Origin of the sequence: Streptomyces rhizosphaerihabitans, assembly GCF_025399795.1 — a bacterium.
Classification (GTDB): Bacteria; Actinomycetota; Actinomycetes; order Streptomycetales; family Streptomycetaceae; genus Streptomyces; species Streptomyces rhizosphaerihabitans.
In genome coordinates this window covers 1-19,588 of the sequence record NZ_JAODTZ010000079.1, presented here as the reverse complement: position 1 = coordinate 19,588, position 19,588 = coordinate 1, and the positions used below count along the sequence as shown (strand labels likewise).

Annotated in this window: 15 protein-coding genes; 5 read left to right on the top strand and 10 right to left on the bottom strand. The window is 70.4% G+C overall.

Going from position 1 to position 19,588, the window contains the following annotated elements:
• Window positions 1–574 precede the first annotated feature (574 nt).
• On the top strand, window positions 575–1,141 hold the full coding sequence (locus tag N4G66_RS41775) for a DJ-1/PfpI family protein (RefSeq protein ID WP_261709550.1): 567 nt from the start codon (window positions 575–577) through the stop codon (window positions 1,139–1,141).
• Window positions 1,142–1,361: 220 nt separating this feature from the next.
• On the opposite strand, the gene N4G66_RS41770 is transcribed toward N4G66_RS41775, so the two are convergent.
• Together N4G66_RS41770 and N4G66_RS41765 are read right to left on the bottom strand one after the other, a co-directional pair.
• Window positions 1,362–2,027, bottom strand: a complete 666-nt coding sequence (locus N4G66_RS41770; RefSeq protein WP_261709549.1) for an HAD family hydrolase — start codon at window positions 2,025–2,027, stop codon at window positions 1,362–1,364.
• Between the two features lie 56 nt (window positions 2,028–2,083).
• On the bottom strand, window positions 2,084–2,599 hold the full coding sequence (locus tag N4G66_RS41765) for a DUF6912 family protein (RefSeq protein WP_261709548.1): 516 nt from the start codon (window positions 2,597–2,599) through the stop codon (window positions 2,084–2,086).
• Window positions 2,600–2,944: 345 nt separating this feature from the next.
• Between N4G66_RS41765 and N4G66_RS46135 the strand changes: the two genes are divergently transcribed.
• A complete protein-coding gene (locus N4G66_RS46135) occupies window positions 2,945–3,784 on the top strand; it encodes an Rv3235 family protein (RefSeq protein ID WP_261709547.1) in 840 nt (279 codons plus the stop codon).
• Between the two features lie 198 nt (window positions 3,785–3,982).
• On the opposite strand, the gene secA is transcribed toward N4G66_RS46135, so the two are convergent.
• Window positions 3,983–6,826 (bottom strand): preprotein translocase subunit SecA, encoded by a 2,844-nt coding sequence (gene secA / locus N4G66_RS41755; RefSeq protein WP_261709546.1) that lies wholly within the window; start codon window positions 6,824–6,826, stop codon window positions 3,983–3,985.
• 244 nt (window positions 6,827–7,070) lie between these two features.
• Here secA and N4G66_RS41750 point away from each other — a divergent pair, with 244 nt between their 5' ends.
• Both N4G66_RS41750 and N4G66_RS41745 read left to right on the top strand, forming a co-directional pair.
• Window positions 7,071–7,637 carry a GNAT family N-acetyltransferase gene (locus N4G66_RS41750; RefSeq protein ID WP_261709545.1) on the top strand — a complete coding sequence of 189 codons (567 nt, stop codon included), beginning with the start codon at window positions 7,071–7,073 and terminating at the stop codon, window positions 7,635–7,637.
• A 121-nt stretch (window positions 7,638–7,758) separates the two neighbouring features.
• Window positions 7,759–9,012: a winged helix-turn-helix domain-containing protein gene (locus tag N4G66_RS41745; RefSeq protein WP_261709544.1), complete on the top strand. Its 1,254-nt coding sequence runs from the start codon at window positions 7,759–7,761 to the stop codon at window positions 9,010–9,012.
• 93 nt (window positions 9,013–9,105) lie between these two features.
• On the opposite strand, the gene N4G66_RS41740 is transcribed toward N4G66_RS41745, so the two are convergent.
• The 7 genes from N4G66_RS41740 to mtnA all read right to left on the bottom strand — a co-directional run bounded on the left by N4G66_RS41740 (window position 9,106) and on the right by mtnA (window position 18,052).
• On the bottom strand, window positions 9,106–9,852 hold the full coding sequence (locus tag N4G66_RS41740) for a response regulator (protein WP_261709543.1): 747 nt from the start codon (window positions 9,850–9,852) through the stop codon (window positions 9,106–9,108).
• Between the two features lie 206 nt (window positions 9,853–10,058).
• Window positions 10,059–10,751 carry a ribosome hibernation-promoting factor, HPF/YfiA family gene (gene hpf / locus N4G66_RS41735; protein ID WP_391858971.1) on the bottom strand — a complete coding sequence of 231 codons (693 nt, stop codon included), beginning with the start codon at window positions 10,749–10,751 and terminating at the stop codon, window positions 10,059–10,061.
• Between the two features lie 315 nt (window positions 10,752–11,066).
• Window positions 11,067–11,993, bottom strand: a complete 927-nt coding sequence (locus N4G66_RS41730) for a ComF family protein (protein ID WP_261709541.1) — start codon at window positions 11,991–11,993, stop codon at window positions 11,067–11,069.
• Window positions 11,994–12,291: 298 nt separating this feature from the next.
• The gene (locus N4G66_RS41725; RefSeq protein WP_261709540.1) at window positions 12,292–14,151 is read right to left on the bottom strand and encodes an LpqB family beta-propeller domain-containing protein; all 1,860 of its coding nucleotides are present in this window, start codon (window positions 14,149–14,151) and stop codon (window positions 12,292–12,294) included.
• Window positions 14,126–16,207 carry an MtrAB system histidine kinase MtrB gene (gene mtrB, locus N4G66_RS41720; protein ID WP_261709539.1) on the bottom strand — a complete coding sequence of 694 codons (2,082 nt, stop codon included), beginning with the start codon at window positions 16,205–16,207 and terminating at the stop codon, window positions 14,126–14,128. The genes N4G66_RS41725 and mtrB overlap by 26 nt, the downstream gene beginning before the upstream one ends.
• 1 nt (window position 16,208) lies before the next feature.
• Window positions 16,209–16,898 (bottom strand): two-component system response regulator MtrA, encoded by a 690-nt coding sequence (gene mtrA, locus N4G66_RS41715; RefSeq protein WP_315903753.1) that lies wholly within the window; start codon window positions 16,896–16,898, stop codon window positions 16,209–16,211.
• 8 nt (window positions 16,899–16,906) lie between these two features.
• Window positions 16,907–18,052 (bottom strand): S-methyl-5-thioribose-1-phosphate isomerase, encoded by a 1,146-nt coding sequence (mtnA, locus tag N4G66_RS41710; protein WP_261709537.1) that lies wholly within the window; start codon window positions 18,050–18,052, stop codon window positions 16,907–16,909.
• 141 nt (window positions 18,053–18,193) lie between these two features.
• Here mtnA and N4G66_RS41705 point away from each other — a divergent pair, with 141 nt between their 5' ends.
• On the top strand, window positions 18,194–19,522 hold the full coding sequence (locus N4G66_RS41705; protein WP_261709536.1) for a proline-rich domain-containing protein: 1,329 nt from the start codon (window positions 18,194–18,196) through the stop codon (window positions 19,520–19,522).
• The last annotated feature ends 66 nt before the right edge of the window (window positions 19,523–19,588 follow it).

Sequence of the window (19,588 nt, the reverse complement as noted above, 5' to 3'; positions counted from 1 at the left end):
CTCGTCGCTTCCGACGCAACGCCGTGACGCGGGGTGTCCGGTCTGCTTCGACGCTATGCCGCAAGGTGAGATGGGCGGAGGGGTATCGGCCATTCTCGACGTCCCCGGAGACTGTGACGCCGCTCTCGGCGACGTCCGTTCCCGGGGTGCCGTCGACGTACGGAGTGCGTTGCCGCCGGCGCTCGCCGCGTTGCCGCTCGCGCACACGGCCGTCGCCATGATCCCGTCCCGCCCGTGAAGATCAGCGATTGCCGCCCGGTCACGGATGTCGTCCGTGCGCTCCGGGCGCGGGGCAGGGGCGACGATGCCCCCGCGAGATATCGCGCTGATCACGCCACCAGGCTATCGCCCCCGACCCGGGGATCGTCATGAGCCGTATGTGTACAAAACCGGGGGTGGAACTTTGACACTATGCACAGGGACGAATCGGGCGATGGCATGCAGTGCGGGCCGACTGCGGGCTACCGTCGTCCTACGGGCAGTGTTCTGCCCCTTGGCAAGTACCTCCCCCGGAGGCAGGTTGACCGGGACGGCGAACGGAACGCGCAAGGACGGCCGACGGGAGCGCAGCACCATGGCAGCGAAGATCCTCATAGTCACCGGCGACGCGGCGGAGTCGCTGGAAGTCCTCTACCCCTACCAGCGCCTGCGCGAGGAGGGTTACGAGGTCCACATCGCGGCCCCCACCCGCAAGAAGCTGCAGTTCGTGATCCACGACTTCGAGCCCGGCTTCGACACCTACACCGAGAAGCTCGGCTACACCTGGCCCGCGGACCTCTCGTTCGCGGAGGTCGACCCCGGCGCGTACGTCGCCCTGGTCATCCCCGGCGGACGTGCCCCGGAGTACCTCCGCAACGACCTCGAACTCCGCAAGATCCTGAAGGCCTTCTTCGACGCGGACAAGCCGGTGGCCCAGATCTGCCACGGTCCTCTGCTGACCGCGGCCGTCGACAGCCTGAGCGGCCGCCGGGTCACGGCGTACCCCGCGCTGGAACTCGACATGCAGGCGGCGGGCGCGACCTTCCAGGACGCGGAGGCCGTCGTCGACGGCACCCTGGTCTCCGCCCGCGCCTGGCCCGACCACTCCGCCTGGATGCGCGAGTTCCTCAAGGTGCTGCGCTCGAAGGCCCCGGTGAACTGACGGGCGCGAACGCGCGGGGGCCGGCACACCGCCCGGCACACGGCCCGGACGCCACGCGCGGGGGCGTGCACACGGCCCCTGCGCAGCTCCCGGACCACCCCTCGGCAGAGAGCTCCCCGGGAGGACCTGCGCCGAGCTCCTGGGCAGACCCTCCGCCAAGCCCCCGGAAGGAACCTCCGGCAAGCTCCTGGAAACCCTCCCGAGGCTCCCGAGGAGACCGTCAGGCCGCCAGTCGCTCGGCCTCCTCGACCGCCTCCTCCAGGCTGTCCACCACGGGCACGCCGACCTCCTCCAGGCTGGCGCGACTGTGGGAACCCCCGGTGTAGAGGACCGCCCCGGCCCCGACATGCCGTGCGGCCATCGCGTCGTCCGCGGCGTCGCCGATCACCACAACGCGGGCCGGTTCGACACCCGCGATCGCTCCGAGGTGTCGCACCATGTGCTCGGCCTTGCTGCCGCCGGAGGGCCCGGTCCGCCCGTCGACCCGTACGAAGTGCGGCTCGATCCCGAAGCCCCGCACCAGCGGGACCAGCTCCTCGTGCCCGTACAAGCTCAGGAGGGACTGGCTGCGACCCGCCGCTTCCCAACCGGCGAGCAGCGCGGGCACCCCGGCGGTGAGCTCGCACGCTCTGCGGTGCTCGGCGTAGTACCGCTGGAACGTCTCGTCCATGATCCGCCACTCGGCGTCCGTGGGCAGCCGCCCCATCAGCCGCTCGTAGAACTTCGGCACGGGAACGCAGTACACCGCCCGATACCGCTCCAGCGTGATCGGCTCAAGATCCAGTTCGGCGAACGCCGCGTTCGTCGCTCCGATGATCGCGTCATTGTCGTGGAACAGCGTGCCGTTCCAGTCCCACACAATGTGCGCGTTTCCTTGCTTCCCCATACCAAGAACGTACCCGCCGCCACTGACAACGCTTCATCGCGTGCGGAACCGGGCGGCTACTCCCCGAGTCCGACCAGGTTGGGGATCTCCTGCGTGGCGAACCACAGCAGTACATGGTCCTCGGCCCCGTCGACCACGAACTGCGCGTCGTCGTCCCCGACGTCCGCCGCGCCCAGCGCGGCCGCGGCCGCGGTCACATCCGCCTCCGCGTCCACCGAGTCGACCTGCACGGCGGCCGCCTTGGACAACGGCACGTCCTGGGAGACCCGCACCTCACCGAGCGCCGCGGGATCGAGCCCCCGGTCGGGGTCGGCGACCGCGGCCCGGTCCGGGACGTCGACCGCGACGACGACCCGGCGCCGTGCGGCCTCCGGATCGACCGCCAGGAGCCGCAGCGAGGCCAGGGCGGCACGGCTCAGCGCCGCGTACTCCAGTTCCTCGATGTCGTCGGAGAGGTACCACTCGCGCAAGGCCGGCGTGACCGCGTACGCGACGAACGGTCCCGCGACCAGCTCCCCCGTCTTGTACGCCTCGGCGAGACCGGAGAGGGTCAGGGGGACGTAGACGCGCATGGCTGGCCGCTTTCGTAGTCGGGGCTCCGAGGGTCACGCAGTCCGAACACTCCGGGGAGGGCGGTCCCGCGCCTCCGGGAGGGCCTTCAGGATACGTGCGGGCGTCCCCTTTCGAGTTCCGGGCCGCACTCTCCGTGGCGTCCATCTCGCGCCCACGATTCACCCGGTACTCCCCTTTGCCGCCAAGGGCTCCGTCACTCCCGGCAACCCTGATAGGTGAATTCTCCGGCCGCCGCGACGCGCGCCCGCCGTCCTTGCGCGGGCCCGTTCCCACCTCGTACAAGATCCCCGACAGGAAAGTTACCGACCGGTATCGATCGGCCCAACGACGAGCGGGGACGACACATGAACAAGGTGATGACCAGGACGAGGCGCCACCCGGGCACCCGTCCGCCCGGCCGTCAGGACACCCGCCGACCCGGCAGCACCCCGCCCCGCACCCCGGGCACGGGCACTCCCGCCAGGCCCCCGGCCGGCAGCCCGCCACAGGACACGGGCTCGTCCCCCACACGCCCCACGAGCGCCCTGTCGTCCACACGGCCCCCGACCCGCCCGTCCGCGGCCACGGACCACCCTGACGGGCCAGGGCGGGCCGCGGACCGGCAGTACGCGGTACCGGGGACGGGCCGTGCGGCAGCCGAGGAGGCGATGCCGACGGCCGGAAGCCGCTCGTCGTCGGCACCGGCGGCGGTAGCGGCAGCGGCCATCGCCGATCCGGCGGCGGCACGAATCGCGGCCCACCCGTCGGCGGCACCTGGCGGCAGCCGGTCTCCGGCAACGGCGCGAGGCGGGGCCCGGCCGCTCGCCACGACGTCCGCCGAGGCGCCTCGCCGCCCCGCTCCCCAGCCCCGCCCCACCGACGTCTTCGCCGAGCGCCTGCTGGCCGTACTGAGCGGTGCGCGCCCCGTCCACTGCATGCTGCGCCACACCGCGGGCCGCGCCTACGACGAACTGGCCTGGCTCGCCGAACGCGGCCCCCTTCGCACGCGCGGCGCCCGCCCCGTCGTGCGGGACATCGGCTACTACGTCGCACGCCCCGGCGCCGTCGAGGCCTTCGCCCGCATCGGCGCCGGCGACCAGCTCCGCGCCATGGCCTTCCGGCTGGAGCAGGGCCCCGACCTCCGCTGGCGCTGCACAGCGATCGAACTCGGCGGTCCCCGCATGCCCCGTCCGAACGACGACTGACCAGGACCGGACGGCGACACGGCTCCCACGGCTGTTGTCCCGAGCCCGGCCCGGGACAACAGCCGTAGAGCCCGGCCCGGGACGACACGAAGGGCCCGGCCCGGAACAACACGGAAGGGCCGGGCACCCAGGTGCCCGGCCCTTCCAGCGCGTTACCGGTCGCGCGCGGCGGCGGTCACCGCGCGCCCGCGACCTCACTCACTTCTTGCGGCGACGCGACGCGCCCTTCAGCTGCTTGCGGCGCTCCGCGCGCGTGAGGCCGTCCGCCTCGGAGCGCACCGGCTCGTCGTCGCTGGCGAAGTCGCCCTCGATGACACCACCCTCGCCGTCCACGGTCGGCGCGGAGAAGTGCAGCCGGTCCGGCCGCTGCGGGGCGTCGAGCCCCTTGGCGCGGATCTCGGGTCGCATCCCGCCCGCGGGGACCGCTTCCTTCTTGGCGAGGGACGGCGCGGAGTCCTCGACCAGGACCTCCTCGACCTGCTGCTCGACCTGGACCTCCAGGTTGAACAGGTAGCCGACGGACTCCTCCTTGATGCCGTCCATCATGGCGCCGAACATGTCGAAGCCCTCGCGCTGGTACTCGACCAGCGGGTCCTTCTGGGCCATCGCACGCAGGCCGATGCCCTCCTGGAGATAGTCCATCTCGTAGAGGTGCTCGCGCCACTTGCGGTCCAGGACCGACAGCACGACCCGGCGCTCCAGCTCACGCATGATCTCGGAGCCGAGCTGCTCCTCGCGGGCCGCGTACTGGTCGTGGATGTCGTCCTTGATGGACTCGGAGATGAACTCGGCGGTCAGACCGGCACGGTCGCCGACCGTCTCCTCCATCTCGTCGACGGTGACCTTCACCGGGTAGAGCTGCTTGAAGGCGCCCCACAGCCGGTCGAGGTCCCACTCCTCGGCGAAGCCCTCGGCGGTCTCGGCTCCGATGTAGGCGTCGATGGTGTCGTCCATGAAGTGCTGGATCTGCTCCTCGAGGTCCTCGCCCTCCAGGACGCGACGGCGCTCGCCGTAGATGACCTCGCGCTGCCGGTTGAGCACCTCGTCGTACTTCAGGACGTTCTTGCGGGTCTCGAAGTTCTGCTGCTCGACCTGCGACTGGGCGGACGCGATCGCGCGCGTGACCATCTTGTTCTCGATCGGCACGTCGTCCGGCACGTTCGCCATCGACATGACGCGCTCGACCATCTGCGCCTTGAACAGGCGCATCAGGTCGTCGCCCAGCGAAAGGTAGAAACGGGACTCGCCCGGGTCGCCCTGTCGGCCGGAACGACCGCGAAGCTGGTTGTCGATACGCCGCGACTCGTGGCGCTCGGTGCCGAGCACGTAGAGGCCGCCGAGGTCCTTGACCTCTTCGAACTCCGCCTTCACTGCCTTCTCGGCACGCTCCATGGCTGCGGGCAGGGCGTGCGCCCACTCCTCGATGTGCTCCTCGGGGTCGAGGCCGCGCTGGCGCAGCTCCGCCTCGGCGAGGTCGTCGGGGTTGCCGCCGAGCTTGATGTCGGTACCACGGCCGGCCATGTTGGTGGCGACGGTCACGGCGCCCTTGCGGCCGGCCTGGGCGATGATCGGCGCCTCACGGTCGTGCTGCTTGGCGTTCAGCACCTCGTGCTGGATGCCGCGCTTGGAGAGCTGCTGCGAGAGGTACTCCGACTTCTCGACCGAGGTGGTGCCGACCAGGATCGGCTGGCCCTTCTCGTGCTTCTCGGCGATGTCGTCGACGACCGCCTCGAACTTGGCGACCTCGGTGCGGTAGATCAGGTCGGACTGGTCCTTGCGGACCATCGGCCTGTTGGTCGGGATCGGGACGACGCCGAGCTTGTAGATCTGGTGGAACTCGGCGGCCTCGGTCATCGCCGTACCGGTCATGCCGGAGAGACCGGGCATTTCCTTGCCGTCGTGGTCGTGGCGCTTGTAGAGGCGGAAGAAGTTCTGGAGGGTGATCGTGGCGAGCGTCTGGTTCTCGTCCTTGATGTCCACCCCTTCCTTCGCCTCGATCGCCTGGTGCATGCCCTCGTTGTAGCGGCGGCCGGCGAGGATACGGCCGGTGTGCTCGTCGACGATCATGACTTCGCCGTCGATGACGACGTAGTCCTTGTCCTTCTTGAACAGTTCCTTCGCCTTGATGGCGTTGTTCAGGTAACCGACGAGCGGGGTGTTCACCGACTCGTAGAGGTTGTCGATGCCCAGCCAGTCCTCGACCTTGGCGACGCCGGGCTCGTGGATGGCGACGGTGCGCTTCTTCTCGTCGACCTCGTAGTCGCCGGTCTCCTCGATGCCCTTCAGGGAGTTGCCGGGCTCACCCTTCTTGAGGCGGGTGACCAGCTTGGCGAAGTCGCCGTACCACTTGGTGGCCTGGTCCGCCGGGCCGGAGATGATCAGCGGCGTACGGGCCTCGTCGACGAGGATGGAGTCGACCTCGTCGACGATCGCGAAGTTGTGGCCGCGCTGGACGAGCTCGTCCTGGGCCCACGCCATGTTGTCGCGCAGGTAGTCGAAGCCGAACTCGTTGTTCGTGCCATAGGTGATGTCGCACGCGTACTGCTCGCGGCGCTGGGCCGGAGTCATGTTGGCGAGGATGCAGCCGACCTCGAGGCCGAGGAACTTGTGGACGCGGCCCATCATTTCGGAGTCGCGCTCGGCCAGGTAGTCGTTGACCGTGATGAGGTGGACGCCGGCTCCGGAGAGGGCGTTCAGATACGCGGGCAGGGTGCCGACGAGCGTCTTGCCCTCACCGGTCTTCATCTCCGCGACATAGCCGAGGTGGAGCGCGGCGCCACCCATCATCTGCACGTCGTAGTGACGCTGGCCAAGGGCGCGCTTGGCAGCCTCACGGACGGTGGCAAAGGCCTCGGGCAGCAGGTCGTCGAGGCTTTCGCCGTCGGCGTACCGCTGCTTGTACTCATCGGTGAGGGCCCTCAGCTCGGCGTCGGAGAGGTTGACGAAGTCCTCTTCGATGGAGTTGACCTGGTCCGCGATGCGGTGCAGTTTGCGCAGGATCTTGCCTTCGCCTGCACGCATGATCTTTGAGAGGACGGACACGGGGGTTTGTCTCCTTGCCGGTCGGGCCTGGGACGGTCGGTTTCAATGACAGTTTCAAATCACAGCTTGAGCAACGGCCATCGTAAGCGAGGACCACACCACGCCGGGAGGTCTGCCCGTGACAGCCACTAGGACAACGGGCAGGGGGTGCCGAAGGTGCCGCGTCCGCACAGCGAAAAGTAGCGAACCGCTCACTCAGGGCAAAGGAATGGCGTCCTTTCGGATGCCCGAGCAGAATCGGCCGATGGACCCCGTCACGCTCACCACCGACCGTCTGCTCCTGCGCGCCGTGGGGGTGGACGACACCGACGCCGTCCACGAGGCCGCCCAGGACCCCGACATCCAGCGCTGGACCACGATCCCGTCGCCCTATCTGCGCGAGCACGCGACCGGCTTCACGGACCAGATAGTGCCTGAAGGCTGGGCGGACGGCTCCGCCTTCGCCTTCGGCGCCTTCCTGCCTTCCGGGGAGCTGGTGGGCATGGTCTCCATCACGATGCGCTCCCTGGGTGTCGGCGAGGTCGGCTACTGGGCGACTAAGGAGCACCGCGGCAACGGCTATACCGCCGAGGCCGTCGTCGCCACTTCCCGCTGGGCCTTCACGGACCTGTCCGTCGACCGCGTCGAATGGCGCGCCGAGGTCGGCAACACCGGGTCCCGCGCGGTCGCCGAACGCGCCGGCTTCACCATCGAGGGGACCCTGCGCTCCGCCATCAACAACAAGGGCGTACGCAGGGACTGCTGGGTGGGCTCGCTGCTCCCCTCGGACCTGGGCCTCCCGTCGACGGCGCCGTACCTGCCGGCCAGGTGAGGGCTGTACCGAAGTCGATGCCGGGCCCCGGACGTCGGCCAGGGCGCCGGTTCCGGCACCCGTGCCCGCGCGGTCGCCCCGCGGGTCCCCCGTTGTCAGTGGCACCGCCTACCGTGTGGGCATGACGAGTCTTCCGCGTCCCACGACCGAACTCTCCGCGGACGAAGCCCGCCGCATCGCCCTGCGGGCGCAGGGTTTCCTGGGCGCCCCGGACCGCAGGGCCGGCGTCCGCGGAGTCCTGCGGCATCTCGGCGCGGTCCAGCTCGACACGATCTCCGTCCTCGCCCGCTCCCACGAACTGATTCCGTACGCCCGCCTCGGCGCCGTCGGCCGCAGGACCGTCGAGCAGGCCTACTGGACGTCCGCACCGGCCGCCGACACACCCCCGGCACCGCACGCGTTCGAGTACTGGTCCCACGCGGCCTGCATCCTGCCCGTGGAGGAGTGGCCCCACTTCGCGTTCCGCCGTCGCGCCTACCGCGCCCGCCCGCACTGGAACCACGACCTGCCCGACGGCGCCTACGACCAGGTCGTCAAGCAGCTGCGCGCGGAAGGCCCCCTCACGGCCACGGACTTGGGCGGGGCGAAGAAGACCAGCGAGTGGTGGGACTGGTCGGGCACCAAGGTCGCCGTCGAGCGCGCGCTGATGTACGGCGAGGTGGTGTGCGTGGAGCGGCGCGGCTGGAAGCGGGTCTACGACCTCGCGGAGCGCGCCGTCCCGAAGCAGCTGCTCCACGACGAGCTGGACGACACGGAGTGCCTGCGCCGTCTCGTACGCCTCGCGGGACAGTCCCTCGGCGTCGGCACCCGCGCGGACATCGCCGACTATCACCGCCTCAAGCTGGAGCAGGTCGACGCGGTGATCGCGGACTCGGGCCTGATCCCCGTGGCGGTGGAGGGCTGGGGCAGGCCCGCCGCCGGAAAGGGCGGCGCCAAGAGCCCTGGCGGAAGACCGACGGGAGACGCGTGGGCGGACCCGGTGGCGCTGGAGACGGCCCCGCGCGGCCGCCACCGTACGACGCTCCTGTCGCCGTTCGACTCCCTCATCTGGGAGCGGGCGCGCACGGAGCGGATCTTCGAATTCACGCACCGCCTGGAGGCGTACACGCCCAAGCCGAAGCGGATCCACGGCTACTTCGCGATGCCGGTCCTCGCCGGCGGCCGGCTCGTCGGCCGGGTGGACCCGGCCAGGGAGGGCCGCACACTGGTCGCCAGACAGGTCACCCTGGACGGCCCCAAGGCGCTCCCGGCGGTGGCTCAGGCCCTGGCGGAGGCCGCGAGCTGGGTGGGCTGCACGGATGTCCGGGTCGAGCGGGTGGACGCCCCGGCCCTGCGCGAGCCGCTCGTGGCGGAGCTCGCCCGCATCCTGGGGTGACACAGCGCGGCGTCCTCGGGTGATGCCTCTCGGGGTCCTCCGGTCACCCCCCGCGGCGTCTTCGTGACACCCGGCGGCGTCCTCGGGTGCCGCCTAGCGGATCTCGAGGATCTTCTCCCGCATCGCGTACACCACCGCTTCCATCCTGGAGTGCAGCTGCAGCTTCTCCAGGATGTTGCGTACATGGTTCTTCACGGTGTTCTCGGAGATGAACAGCTCCTTGGCGATGTCCCGGTTGTTCATCCCCGTGGCCACGAGTTTGAGGACCTCCAGCTCACGATCGGTGAGCCGCGGCGCGGGCACCAGCCGGCGCTCGTCCGTCCGCTGGATCATCGACTTGAACTCGGTGAGGAGCTTCGAGGCCATCGAGGGGCTGATCTGCGACTGCCCGTCCGCCACCGCGCGAATGGCGGTGGCCACCTCGTCCGTGGAGATCTCCTTGAGGAGGTACCCGGTCGCGCCCGCCTTGATCGCGTCGTAGAGGTCGGCCTCCTCGTCGCTGATCGTCAACATGATGATCTTCGCGCTGGGGGCCACCTCCTTGATGGAGGTGCATGCCTCGATACCACCGCGCTTGGGCATCCGTACGTCCATCAGCACGATGTCGGGCAGCAGGTCGGCAGCCTTGTCGACCGCCTCCGCCCCGTCCCCGGCCTCACCCACGACCTGGATGTCCTCCTCGGCCGCGAGCACGATCTCCAGACCGCGGCGGAAGAGGGCGTGGTCGTCCACGACGAGGACCCTGATGGGCTCCTTGCGTGAAGAGCCCACGTCCAGGCCGGTGGCGACGACCGGGTCGTCGGCATCACCGGCACGCATCGGTCCGAAGCTGTCCGCCATCGTTCCTCCCCCTGAAGGCCGTGGCCCGTGTTTCCGTGCCATCGCCAACCCAAGGCAACGGCCCACCGGTTGGGCCGGTCCGGCCATGATTCCATGCCGGGCCGTCGGCGGGGTGACGGAGCGGGACGTGAAGTGGTCGCACACCGGTGCCCCTGGGGGCGCACTCGCGCCCCCAGGGGCACCGGCTCAGCCGTCACCGGGGATGGTCAGCCGCCGAGCGCGCCGCCCGGCGCGTCCGCTCCGCCCTGGGTGACCATCGGGTCCGTGCTGAGGTGGATGACGCCGTAGTCGTACGCGTGCCGCCGGTAGACGACGCTGGGCTCCTTTGTCTCGGAGTCGACGAAGAGGTAGAAGTCGTGCCCGACCAGCTCCATCTCGTAGAGCGCCTGGTCGAGCGTCATCGGTGCGGCCACGTGGGTCTTCTCGCGGACGACACAGGGGCCTTCGCCCATGATCTCGAGAGAGCCGATCTTCTTGGTGGGCACGGCGTCCGGCTCCTCGTCGTGGACGACGCTGCCGTTGCTGTTCAGGGTCGCGGCACCCGGGACCACGTCGGCGACCTCGGCCGCCGAGATCCTGCCGTTGCCACGGCGGGTGTAACGCTTGTCGTGCTGCTTGCGCAACCGGGCCTCGAGCTTGTCCGCGGCCAGGTCGAGTGCTGCATACGCGTCGCTTGCCGCTGCCTCCGCCCGGATCACCGGTCCGCGGGAGTGGAGCGTGATCTCCACTCGGTCACTGCGGTCGGCCTGTCGGGGGTTGGGCTCCTTGGACACCTCGACGTCGAGGCTGATCACCTTGCCATCGAGCTTCTGGATCTTCTCCAGCTTCAGCTTCTCGGCCACGTGCTTGCGGAACCGCTCGGGCACCTCGGTCTTGCGGCCCTTGACGACGATGTCCACGCAGAACTCCGTTCCCGGATAGCCCCGCTCCACTGGCGGAGCATCTCCCTTTTGCACCAGGCCCCGGTGAGCACCGGGGCCTCGGACTCGGTGACTTTCACCTCCTCCTCCCCCAAGGACAAGATCTCCACCCCACCGATGCGGGTGATTGCTGGAAACCCGCGGTTCGGCACTCGGATGCGCGAGGTACGGCCTGCGCCATTGCCTCACAACCGAACATATCTCGCCCGGACGGATGTCGTCACCCTCTACTGATACGTACCTCCGTTCAGGTGAATTGACCCACTCATTACCTGCAACGATGCAAGTTATCGGTCAGTTCCGGTTTATTTCGAAAGCACCCGGCGGTGCGGCGACCACGGCCGAGCAGACCGTGTCACCGCTCGTCCCTCCGGCCTGCTCTCTACCCGCCTTTCGCCCGTACACCTCCGCGGGTGCCGTCCTCTCACCCGTCCATCGCAGCGCCCGCGCACCCGACTGCGCCGCCCGCACGGCCCGCGCCGCCTCCGCCAACGACGCCCCCGTCGTCATCAGGTCGTCCACCAGTACGACCCGGCCTCCTTCGGCCAGCAGCCGCTCACCCCCGGCGACGACTTCCAGGGCGCCCGCCAGATTCTCCAGCCGCTGCCGGGAGTTCAGCCCCGACTGGTCGGCCACGGTCCGCCGCTGCCGCAGCACACCGAGCACCCGGGCAGGCGTTCCCGCACGCCGCAGCTCAGCCGCCGCCGCGAGCGCGATCCGCCGCGCCGGATCGTGCCCCCGCGCCCGAACCGCCCGCCGCGCCGACGGCACGGGCACGAGCAGCACGGGCCCGTATCCCGTCCCGGTCGCCCGGACCACCGCACCAGCGGTCTCCAACCTGTCCCGGTCGCCCCACGCTTCCCCCTTCCCGAGCCTCAGCCACCCCTCCGGAGCTGTCGGCCGCCCGGCCGGACCAGGACGTCGTACCGGCCCCAGACCTGCCCGCACAGCCCCCGCGAGGGCCGCTCCCAAGGGTGCCGCCAGGGCCAGCGCACCCCGTTCCTTGTGGGCGAGGAGCGCGGCCCGCACCTCGTCCTCGTAAGGAGCCGCCGCGTGCACCACGGACAGCCCCGCCGGCTCGGGCACCGGTCGCACCCGGCACGGAGCGGCCCCGCCCAGGACGGCACGGCACTCCGGGCAGAGCACCGCGCGAGGCCTCCCGCAGCCTCCGCACTCGGCCGGCAGCATCAGATCCGTGAGGTCCTGCCACCACCCCCGCATGGCCACCACTGTGCCAAGGCCCGGCCCACTCGGCCACCCCTGTGGAAAACCGCCTGTGGACAACTCCGGGAGCGGCCGTGCGCGGGCGTACGACAGGGCGTAGGACGGCGCATAGGACGGGGTGCAGGACGGGGTGCAGGACGAGAGAAAGGGTGACAGGGGCACAGGGCGGAGGACCACGGGGCCGAAGGACGACAAGACGCGGCACAGGGATGGCGGGTGAGTAGGCGGCCGACGCCGAAACTGCGGTGGGCCCGCCCGGAAACCGGACGGGCCCACCGCAGGAAAACACACGGCGCTACCCGGGATAGACCGGCGCCGTCCCGTCCTGGACCAGCTTCTGCCACTGCTCCCCGGCCGACAGCCGCACGATCCCGTCCGTCTCCGAGTGCGCCACCAGCGGCAGCTGCTCGTCCTCGGACGCGGCGATCTCCTTGACGTTGGCGAGCGCGGAGGGCGAGGTGCCCAGCGGGGTGGAACCGTCGACCTGGACGTACCGCATCTGCTGTACGCCGCCCTTCTCGCTGCCGACCACCACGAGCCGGCTGTCCCCGGCCCAGGACATGGCCGTGACCTCCTCCAGCTGGGGTGCCACGGAGCGCAGTTCGAAGACGGACGCGCCGCGCGGCTCGCCGGGCTTGGACCGCTCGATGCGGCCGATCTGCAGCGAGCTCTTGCCGTCCTTCTCGACGATCAGTGCGACGCGCACGCCGTCGGAGGCCACCCGCACCGCCTCGACGCGCCCGTCGAGCTCCGGCGCCTGCACGACGATGGGCTCGCCCGCGCCCTGCTGCAGCAGGAGCAGCCGGGGGTTCTTCGGGTCGCGGTCGGCCACCCACAGGTCTCCCCGCGCGTCCCAGCTGGGCGTCGTCAGGCGGTCGCCCGCCGTCTTGCCCTGGCTGCGCAGCACCGGCTCGCCGAGCGAGCCGCCCGACACCAGCGACCCGACGTACAGGTTCCGGCCGTCGGCCGACACTCCGGCAGCGCTGCCCTCGTCCCGCGACACCGCGGCCGCCCGCAGCTTCTTGCCGCCCTCGCCCAGCGCACCGGGCACCGGCTCGGGCTTCTTGTCACGGTTGCCGCCGGGCATCCGTACGAGCCGCTGGTCGTGATCGATGAAGTACTGGTACTCCGGGTGCTCGCCCGTACCGTGCGAAGCGACGCTCTCGGCCCGGACCTTGGTCAGCACGCACAGCTGCGTGCCGTTCGACCTCTGGAGTTCCACCTCGTCGACGCCGGTGGGGGTCAGATCCCGGAGAGTGAGGAGGAGCTGGGCCGCCATCTGCCTGCACTGGGAGCTTCCGACACGGTCGGCCTTCGCGTTCAGCGGCACCGTGACGCTGTTGCGGTCGTCGGGCGACAGCGACACATCTTTGTTCTTCAGTTCCGTGCCCGAGGGGAAGCTCGACCTGACCACCGGGTCCAGCCAGCTCGTGGGCCCCTTCAGGAGCGCACGCACGATCTGCGTCATCGGGTCCACCTGAGCGCGCACGTAGACCGGGTCGGCGACGGTCCCCAGGGGACGGCCCGTCCCGGAGGTCCCGTTCGACGCGTAGAAGTACTTGTTCACGGACATGTAGTTGCGCTGGAAGTCGGACGTGCCCATCACCACACCCTGCGGCAGTCCGTCGATGCGCCACTGCTTGTTGCTCTTCAGCCTGGTCAGATGCACCGACCCGCTGTACGAGCCGGAGTCGGGTCCGTACGCGTGCCGGTCGTCCACCGTGGCGACCTTGCTGCCGCTCAGCCGGAACAGGACGTCACGACTGCCGTCCTTGGTCCCCGAGGGCATTCCCACGGGCTCCGGCGCGCCCGCGAGGACCGTCGTCGACCGGTACGGATCCCACGTCTTGCGTGCGCTGTCGGTGAGGTACTTGCCGGCCGTCTCGTACTTGGCGTCGTCGCTGGTCAGCGCCTCCAGGAAGCCCTGTACGATCTCCGCCGCCGAGGCGCCGGGATGCGGCGGCATGGCGTAGACACGGACCTGCGAGTCCTGACGCGGCGTGGACTCCACCCCGCTCAGTCCCCCGCTGTCCGGCATCGAGGCGCACCCCGCCAGCAGCAGGACTCCACAGCCCGCATACACCACGACGCGCACCGGACGGCGTCCGCGGACGCCGCTCCCCCCGCGGTCAGCGCCCACGAAATGCCTCCCCATGTCCGAGCTCCTCCGGCGTCTCGCCGTCCCGCCCCCGCTCCCGCGCGGTCCGTTCCCGGCCGGTGCCGGATGTCTCCTCCTGGCGGCGCAGCGCCCCGGCCGGCCGGGGCACCACGCGAGCGCCGTTGCCCGGCAGTGCCGTCGGATCGGCCGTGGGCGAGACCCCTCCCAGCCGTGGGGCCATGGCCCCGCGCGGCGGTATCGGAGCCGTCGCGGCCCCGGGCTGCTGCACGGGAACCGTGGCGAGCTTGGCACCGCCGGCGTGCGGCAGACCGGCGTCGTCGAGTCCGCGGTTGCGCCGGGAATCCTTGGGCTCCAGCGGTATCGGCGATCCCCTGAGCGGCTCGTCGGCCGTCCGCGGCAGGGTCAGCCGGAACTGCGAACCGCCGCCCGGTTCGCCCCAGGCCTGCAGCCAGCCGCCGTGCAGCCGTGCGTCCTCCAGGGCGATGGACAGTCCGAGACCCGTGCCGCCGGTGGTACGCGCGCGTGCCGGGTCGGCCCGCCAGAAGCGGCTGAACACCCGGGTCGCCTCGCCGGGCTTGAGCCCGACGCCGTAGTCGCGGACCGCGATCGCGACCGCTCCGCCCGCCGCGGCGAGCTTGACGACGACGTCCTTGCCCTCACCGTGCTCCACGGCGTTGACGACGAGGTTGCGCAGCACCCGCTCGACCCGCCGGGCGTCCGCCTCGGCGATCAGCGGCTGCTGGTCACCCTTGATACGTATGCGCGTGCCCTTGCGCTCGGCGAGCGGCTCGGCTCCGCCGACCACCCGTCGTACGACTTCCCTGAGGTCGATCGCGTCGGCCTCCAGCGCCGCCGCGCCCGCGTCGAACCGGCTGATCTCCAGCAGATCGGCGAGGAGCGTCTCGAAGCGGTCCAGCTGGTCGGCGAGGAGCTCGGCCGATCGCGCGGTCACGGGGTCGAAGTCCACGCGCGCGTCGTGGATGACGTCGGCGGCCATCCGCACGGTGGTCAGCGGTGTGCGCAGCTCGTGCGACACGTCGGACACGAACCGCCGCTGCATCCGGGAGAGGTCCTCCAACTGCTGGATCTTCAGCTGCAGGTTCTGCGCCATCTTGTTGAAGGCCTCGCCGAGGCGCGCGATGTCGTCCTCGCCGGTGACCTTCATACGTTCCTGGAGACGTCCGGCGGAGAGGCGCTCGGCGATCCCGGCCGCCATCCTCACCGGTGTGACGACCTGGCGCACCACGAGCCAGGCGATGGCCCCGAGGAGCACCACGACGAACAGTCCGGCCGTCGCCAGCGTCCCCTTGACCAGGCTCAGCGACTTCTCCTCCTGCGTCAGCGGGAAGAGGTAGTAGAGCTGGTAAGCGTCAGCGTTGGGGTCGTTGACCTGCTTGCCGATGACCAGCGCGGGCTGGGATTCCCGGCCGTCCTTGTAGACGACACGGGTGTAGCTCTGTGCCGCCGCCGTGCTCTTGTCGACCCGGGCGCGCAGATCCTCAGGCACGCTCACGATCGGGTCGACCTCCGAGTACCGCGGAGCCAGACCCCCACTGCCATCGCCCGACGCGGTGGAGTTGAGCGTCACCACGTCGAACGCGCCCTGCCCGCCACTGGACAGGGACACGACGAGGTCGGTCATCCACTGGCTGACGTTCTTCGACGGGCGGCCGTCGGCGCTCGTACCGTCGTCGCCGTTCGCCGTCGCCGCCGAGTCCGCCTTCTGCTTGGCCACCGAGAAACCACCGGTGGCCTGGCTCTGCGAGGCCTTCACCTTGGCGTCCAGCAGGCCGTTGCGTACCTGCCCGATCACGACGAAGCCGAGCAGCAGGACGACGCCCATCGACATCAGCAGCGTCGTCGCGACGATCCTGAGCTGGATGTTGCGCCGCCACAGCCGCATCACGGGCAGCAGCGGACGACGCACCCAGCGTATGAGCAGCCGTAGGACCGGGCTGCCCTGGACTCCGCCCTGGAGCAGCCCGCCCTCGAAGAATCTTTCCCAGCGGGAGCCCGTCATTTTCCGGCCGACAGGCCGCCCCGAACGGTCCCCCTGCTCAGCGGGCGCCGAAGCGGCACTGTCCCGTGACATGTCAGCTCGGCCCTGCCTTGTAACCGACACCTCGGACGGTCACCACGATCTCCGGACGCTCCGGGTCCTTCTCGACCTTGGAGCGCAGCCGCTGGACGTGCACGTTGACCAGACGGGTGTCCGCCGCGTGCCGGTAGCCCCACACCTGCTCCAGGAGCACCTCACGCGTGAACACCTGCCACGGCTTGCGCGCCAGAGCGACCAGCAGGTCGAACTCCAGCGGCGTCAGCGCGATCGACATGCCTTCCCGTTTCACAGAGTGACCGGCGACGTCGATGACGAGATCGCCGATCGACAGCTGCTCGGGTGTCGGCTCCTCCGAACGACGCAGCCGCGCCCTGATCCGCGCCACCAGCTCTTTTGGCTTGAACGGCTTCACGATGTAGTCGTCGGCGCCCGATTCGAGGCCGACCACCACATCGACGGTGTCGCTCTTCGCCGTGAGCATCACGATCGGCACCCCGGACTCCGCCCTGATCAGGCGGCACACCTCGATGCCGTCCCGTCCGGGCAGCATCAGGTCCAGGAGAACCAGATCGGGCTTGGCATCGCGGAAAGCGGCCAGCGCCTTGTCGCCGTCTGCTACGAAAGACGGCTCAAAACCTTCACCACGCAGCACAATGCCGAGCATCTCGGCCAGTGCGGTGTCGTCATCGACGACAAGGACTCGTCCCTTCATAAACGACATCATCCCATTAACTAAATCGTTACCTGGCGTGACAAGTCACACAGCTCGGCGAGAGCCTCAGCCGTCACGGGCGAAACAACGCCCTCTTCGGTGACGATCGCCGTGATCAACTCCGGCGGCGTCACGTCGAACGCCGGGTTGTACGCCTGGGTCCCCAGGGGTGCCACAGGTATACCGCCTCCGGGCTCCACCCCCGCCATCGGGACCTGCGGCGCTGTGATCTCCGTCACTTCATGACCGGCGCGCTGCTCGATCTCGATGGATGCCCCGTCGGGCGTGTCCGGATCGATCGTCGTCACAGGCGCCACCACGATGAACGGCACATGGTGGTACCTGGCCAGCACCGCGAGCGGGTAGCTCCCCACCTTGTTGGCCACCGAACCGTTGGCCGCGATGCGGTCCGCCCCGATCAGTACCGCGTCCACCTCCCCGGCCGCGAACAGCGAGCCCGCCGCGTTGTCCGTGAGCAGGGTGTACGCCATTCCGCTGCGAGCCGCCTCGTAGGCCGTCAGGCGGGCACCCTGCAGCAACGGACGCGTCTCGTCCACCCAGAGCCGCCGCAGCTGCCCCGCACGGTGCGCCGCCAGCGCCACGGCGAACGCCGTGCCCTCCCCGCCGGACACCAGCGCCCCGGTGTTGCAGTGCGTGAGCACCCGGTGTCCGCCGCCCGGCAGCAGTTCGTCGAGCAGCGCCAGCCCGTGCTCGGCCATGCGCGAGCTGGCCTCGGCGTCCTCCCGGTGCAGCGCCCGCGCCTCGGCGAGCGCCGCTGCGGCGGCCGCCTCCTCGTCGCCGCCCCCGGAGAGCACCGCCCGGTGGGCCGCCTGCGCCCTGCGCACACCGACCCCGAGGTTCACTGCGGTAGGCCGGGCATCGGCCAGCGAGCGGGCGGCCTCGTCCACGTCGAAGCCACGCACGGCGGCGAGTGCGACTCCGTACGCCCCGGCGATCCCGAGCAGTGGCGCCCCTCGCACGGCGAGCGTACGGATCGCCTCCACCAGCGCGGGCGCGTCCGTGCACACCAGCTCGACCTCCTCGGCGGGAAGCCGCGTCTGGTCGAGAAGGACCACCACAGGGCCTTCGGGCGGCTCGTGCCAGCGGATCGCGGGTATCTCCGTCGGCCCGCTGTCCTCGCGGGATTGCGCGTAGTGATCGGCCATCCGCCCAGTCTGCCCCGTACCCGGCGGACAATTGAAGGTGTGCAGCCCATACGGGGGCCGGTCCCCTGCCGGGCGCGCCGTGACACGATGGCTGCCAACCTGCCGCCGCGACCGCGGAACGGGCACCGTGAAGGAGCGACGATGAACGACACTCCGGGCTGGGCATCGCCCGGATCTGCACCCTCCGGCGGTAAGGAGCCGGACCCGTCCGGCACCCCGCAGCCCGCGGACCAGGGCGGAGCGAACCAGCCCGAGCAGCCCTCGAAGTGGTCCAAGGAGCAGCCCCCGCCCGGCCAGTGGTCCGCTCCCGGCGCACAAGGTCCCGGCCAGACCCCGCCGCCCGCTCCGCCCGGTCCGGGCTGGGGCGGTCAGCACCCCGGCGGCCAGGGCGGTGGAATCGGCGGCTGGGGAGGCCCCGGACAGCGCGGCCCCGGTGGACCCCCGGGCTGGGGCGGCAACTGGGGCGGACAGCCTTCCGCCGCCAAGCCCGGCGTGATCCCGCTGCGCCCGCTCGGCGTCGGCGAGATCCTCGACGGCGCCGTCTCGACCATGCGCACCTACTGGCGCACGGTCCTCGGCATCTCGCTGACCGTCGCCGTCATCACGCAGATCGCCGTCATCCTGCTCCAGGGCTTCCTCCTGGACAACAGCACCGACACCGCCGCCCTGAACGACCCGAGCGCCACGGTCGGCGAGCTGAGCCGGGCTCTGGGCGACACCTTGCTGAGCTCCGGTCTCGTCCTGCTCATCACACTGCTCGGCACCATCGTCGCGACAGCCCTGCTCACGTCGGTGACCAGCCGTGCCGTGCTCGGCAAGCCGGTGACCACGAGCGAGGCCTGGCGGGACGCCCGTCCCCAGCTGCCCAAGCTGTTCGGCCTCACCCTGCTGCTGCCGCTCATCGCCATCGTCATCCTGGGTGTCGGCGCGCTGCCCGGTCTGCTCGTGGTGGCGGCCGGGTCGGGTGACTCCGGTGCCGCGCTCGCCGTCCTCGGCGCCCTGGCCGCGGGCGTCGTCGCCCTCTGGCTGATGATCCGCTTCTCGCTCGCCTCTCCGGCCCTGATGCTGGAGAAGCAGAGCATCCTGAAGTCGATGAGCCGCTCCGCGAAACTCGTACGCGGCTCCTGGTGGCGGGTGTTCGGCATCCAACTGCTGGCCACGATCATCGCCAACATCGTGGCGTCGATCATCGTGATCCCCTTCGCCGTCATCGCCGCCGCACTGAGCGGCGACGGATTCGCCGGCTTCCTCGACAGTTCCGGCGGCGACCTCGGCTGGACCTTCCTCATCGTCAGCGGTATCGGCTCGGTCATCGGATCCATGATCACCTTCCCGATCACCGCGGGCGTCACCGTGCTCCTGTACATCGACCAGCGCATCCGCCGCGAGGCCCTCGACCTCGATCTGGCCCGGGCGGCCGGCGTCCAGGGCTACGGCACCGAGGCCTCCGGCACCACACCAGGGAGTTGATGCGGTGAACGGGGCGGGGGGAGTTCTCACAGCCGTACTCGCGGGGCAGCACACCGGTGCGACAGC

Coding starts and splice junctions, on each gene's coding strand:
- N4G66_RS41775 (WP_261709550.1), top strand. CDS start 575: ATGGCAGCGAAGATCCTCATAGTCACCGGCGACGCGGCGGAGTCGCTG.
- N4G66_RS41770 (WP_261709549.1), bottom strand. CDS start 2,027: ATGGGGAAGCAAGGAAACGCGCACATTGTGTGGGACTGGAACGGCACG.
- N4G66_RS41765 (WP_261709548.1), bottom strand. CDS start 2,599: ATGCGCGTCTACGTCCCCCTGACCCTCTCCGGTCTCGCCGAGGCGTAC.
- N4G66_RS46135 (WP_261709547.1), top strand. CDS start 2,945: ATGAACAAGGTGATGACCAGGACGAGGCGCCACCCGGGCACCCGTCCG.
- N4G66_RS41750 (WP_261709545.1), top strand. CDS start 7,071: ATGGACCCCGTCACGCTCACCACCGACCGTCTGCTCCTGCGCGCCGTG.
- N4G66_RS41745 (WP_261709544.1), top strand. CDS start 7,759: ATGACGAGTCTTCCGCGTCCCACGACCGAACTCTCCGCGGACGAAGCC.
- N4G66_RS41740 (WP_261709543.1), bottom strand. CDS start 9,852: ATGGCGGACAGCTTCGGACCGATGCGTGCCGGTGATGCCGACGACCCG.
- N4G66_RS41730 (WP_261709541.1), bottom strand. CDS start 11,993: ATGCGGGGGTGGTGGCAGGACCTCACGGATCTGATGCTGCCGGCCGAG.
- N4G66_RS41725 (WP_261709540.1), bottom strand. CDS start 14,151: ATGGGGAGGCATTTCGTGGGCGCTGACCGCGGGGGGAGCGGCGTCCGC.
- mtrB (WP_261709539.1), bottom strand. CDS start 16,207: ATGTCACGGGACAGTGCCGCTTCGGCGCCCGCTGAGCAGGGGGACCGT.
- mtrA (WP_315903753.1), bottom strand. CDS start 16,898: ATGATGTCGTTTATGAAGGGACGAGTCCTTGTCGTCGATGACGACACC.
- mtnA (WP_261709537.1), bottom strand. CDS start 18,052: ATGGCCGATCACTACGCGCAATCCCGCGAGGACAGCGGGCCGACGGAG.
- N4G66_RS41705 (WP_261709536.1), top strand. CDS start 18,194: ATGAACGACACTCCGGGCTGGGCATCGCCCGGATCTGCACCCTCCGGC.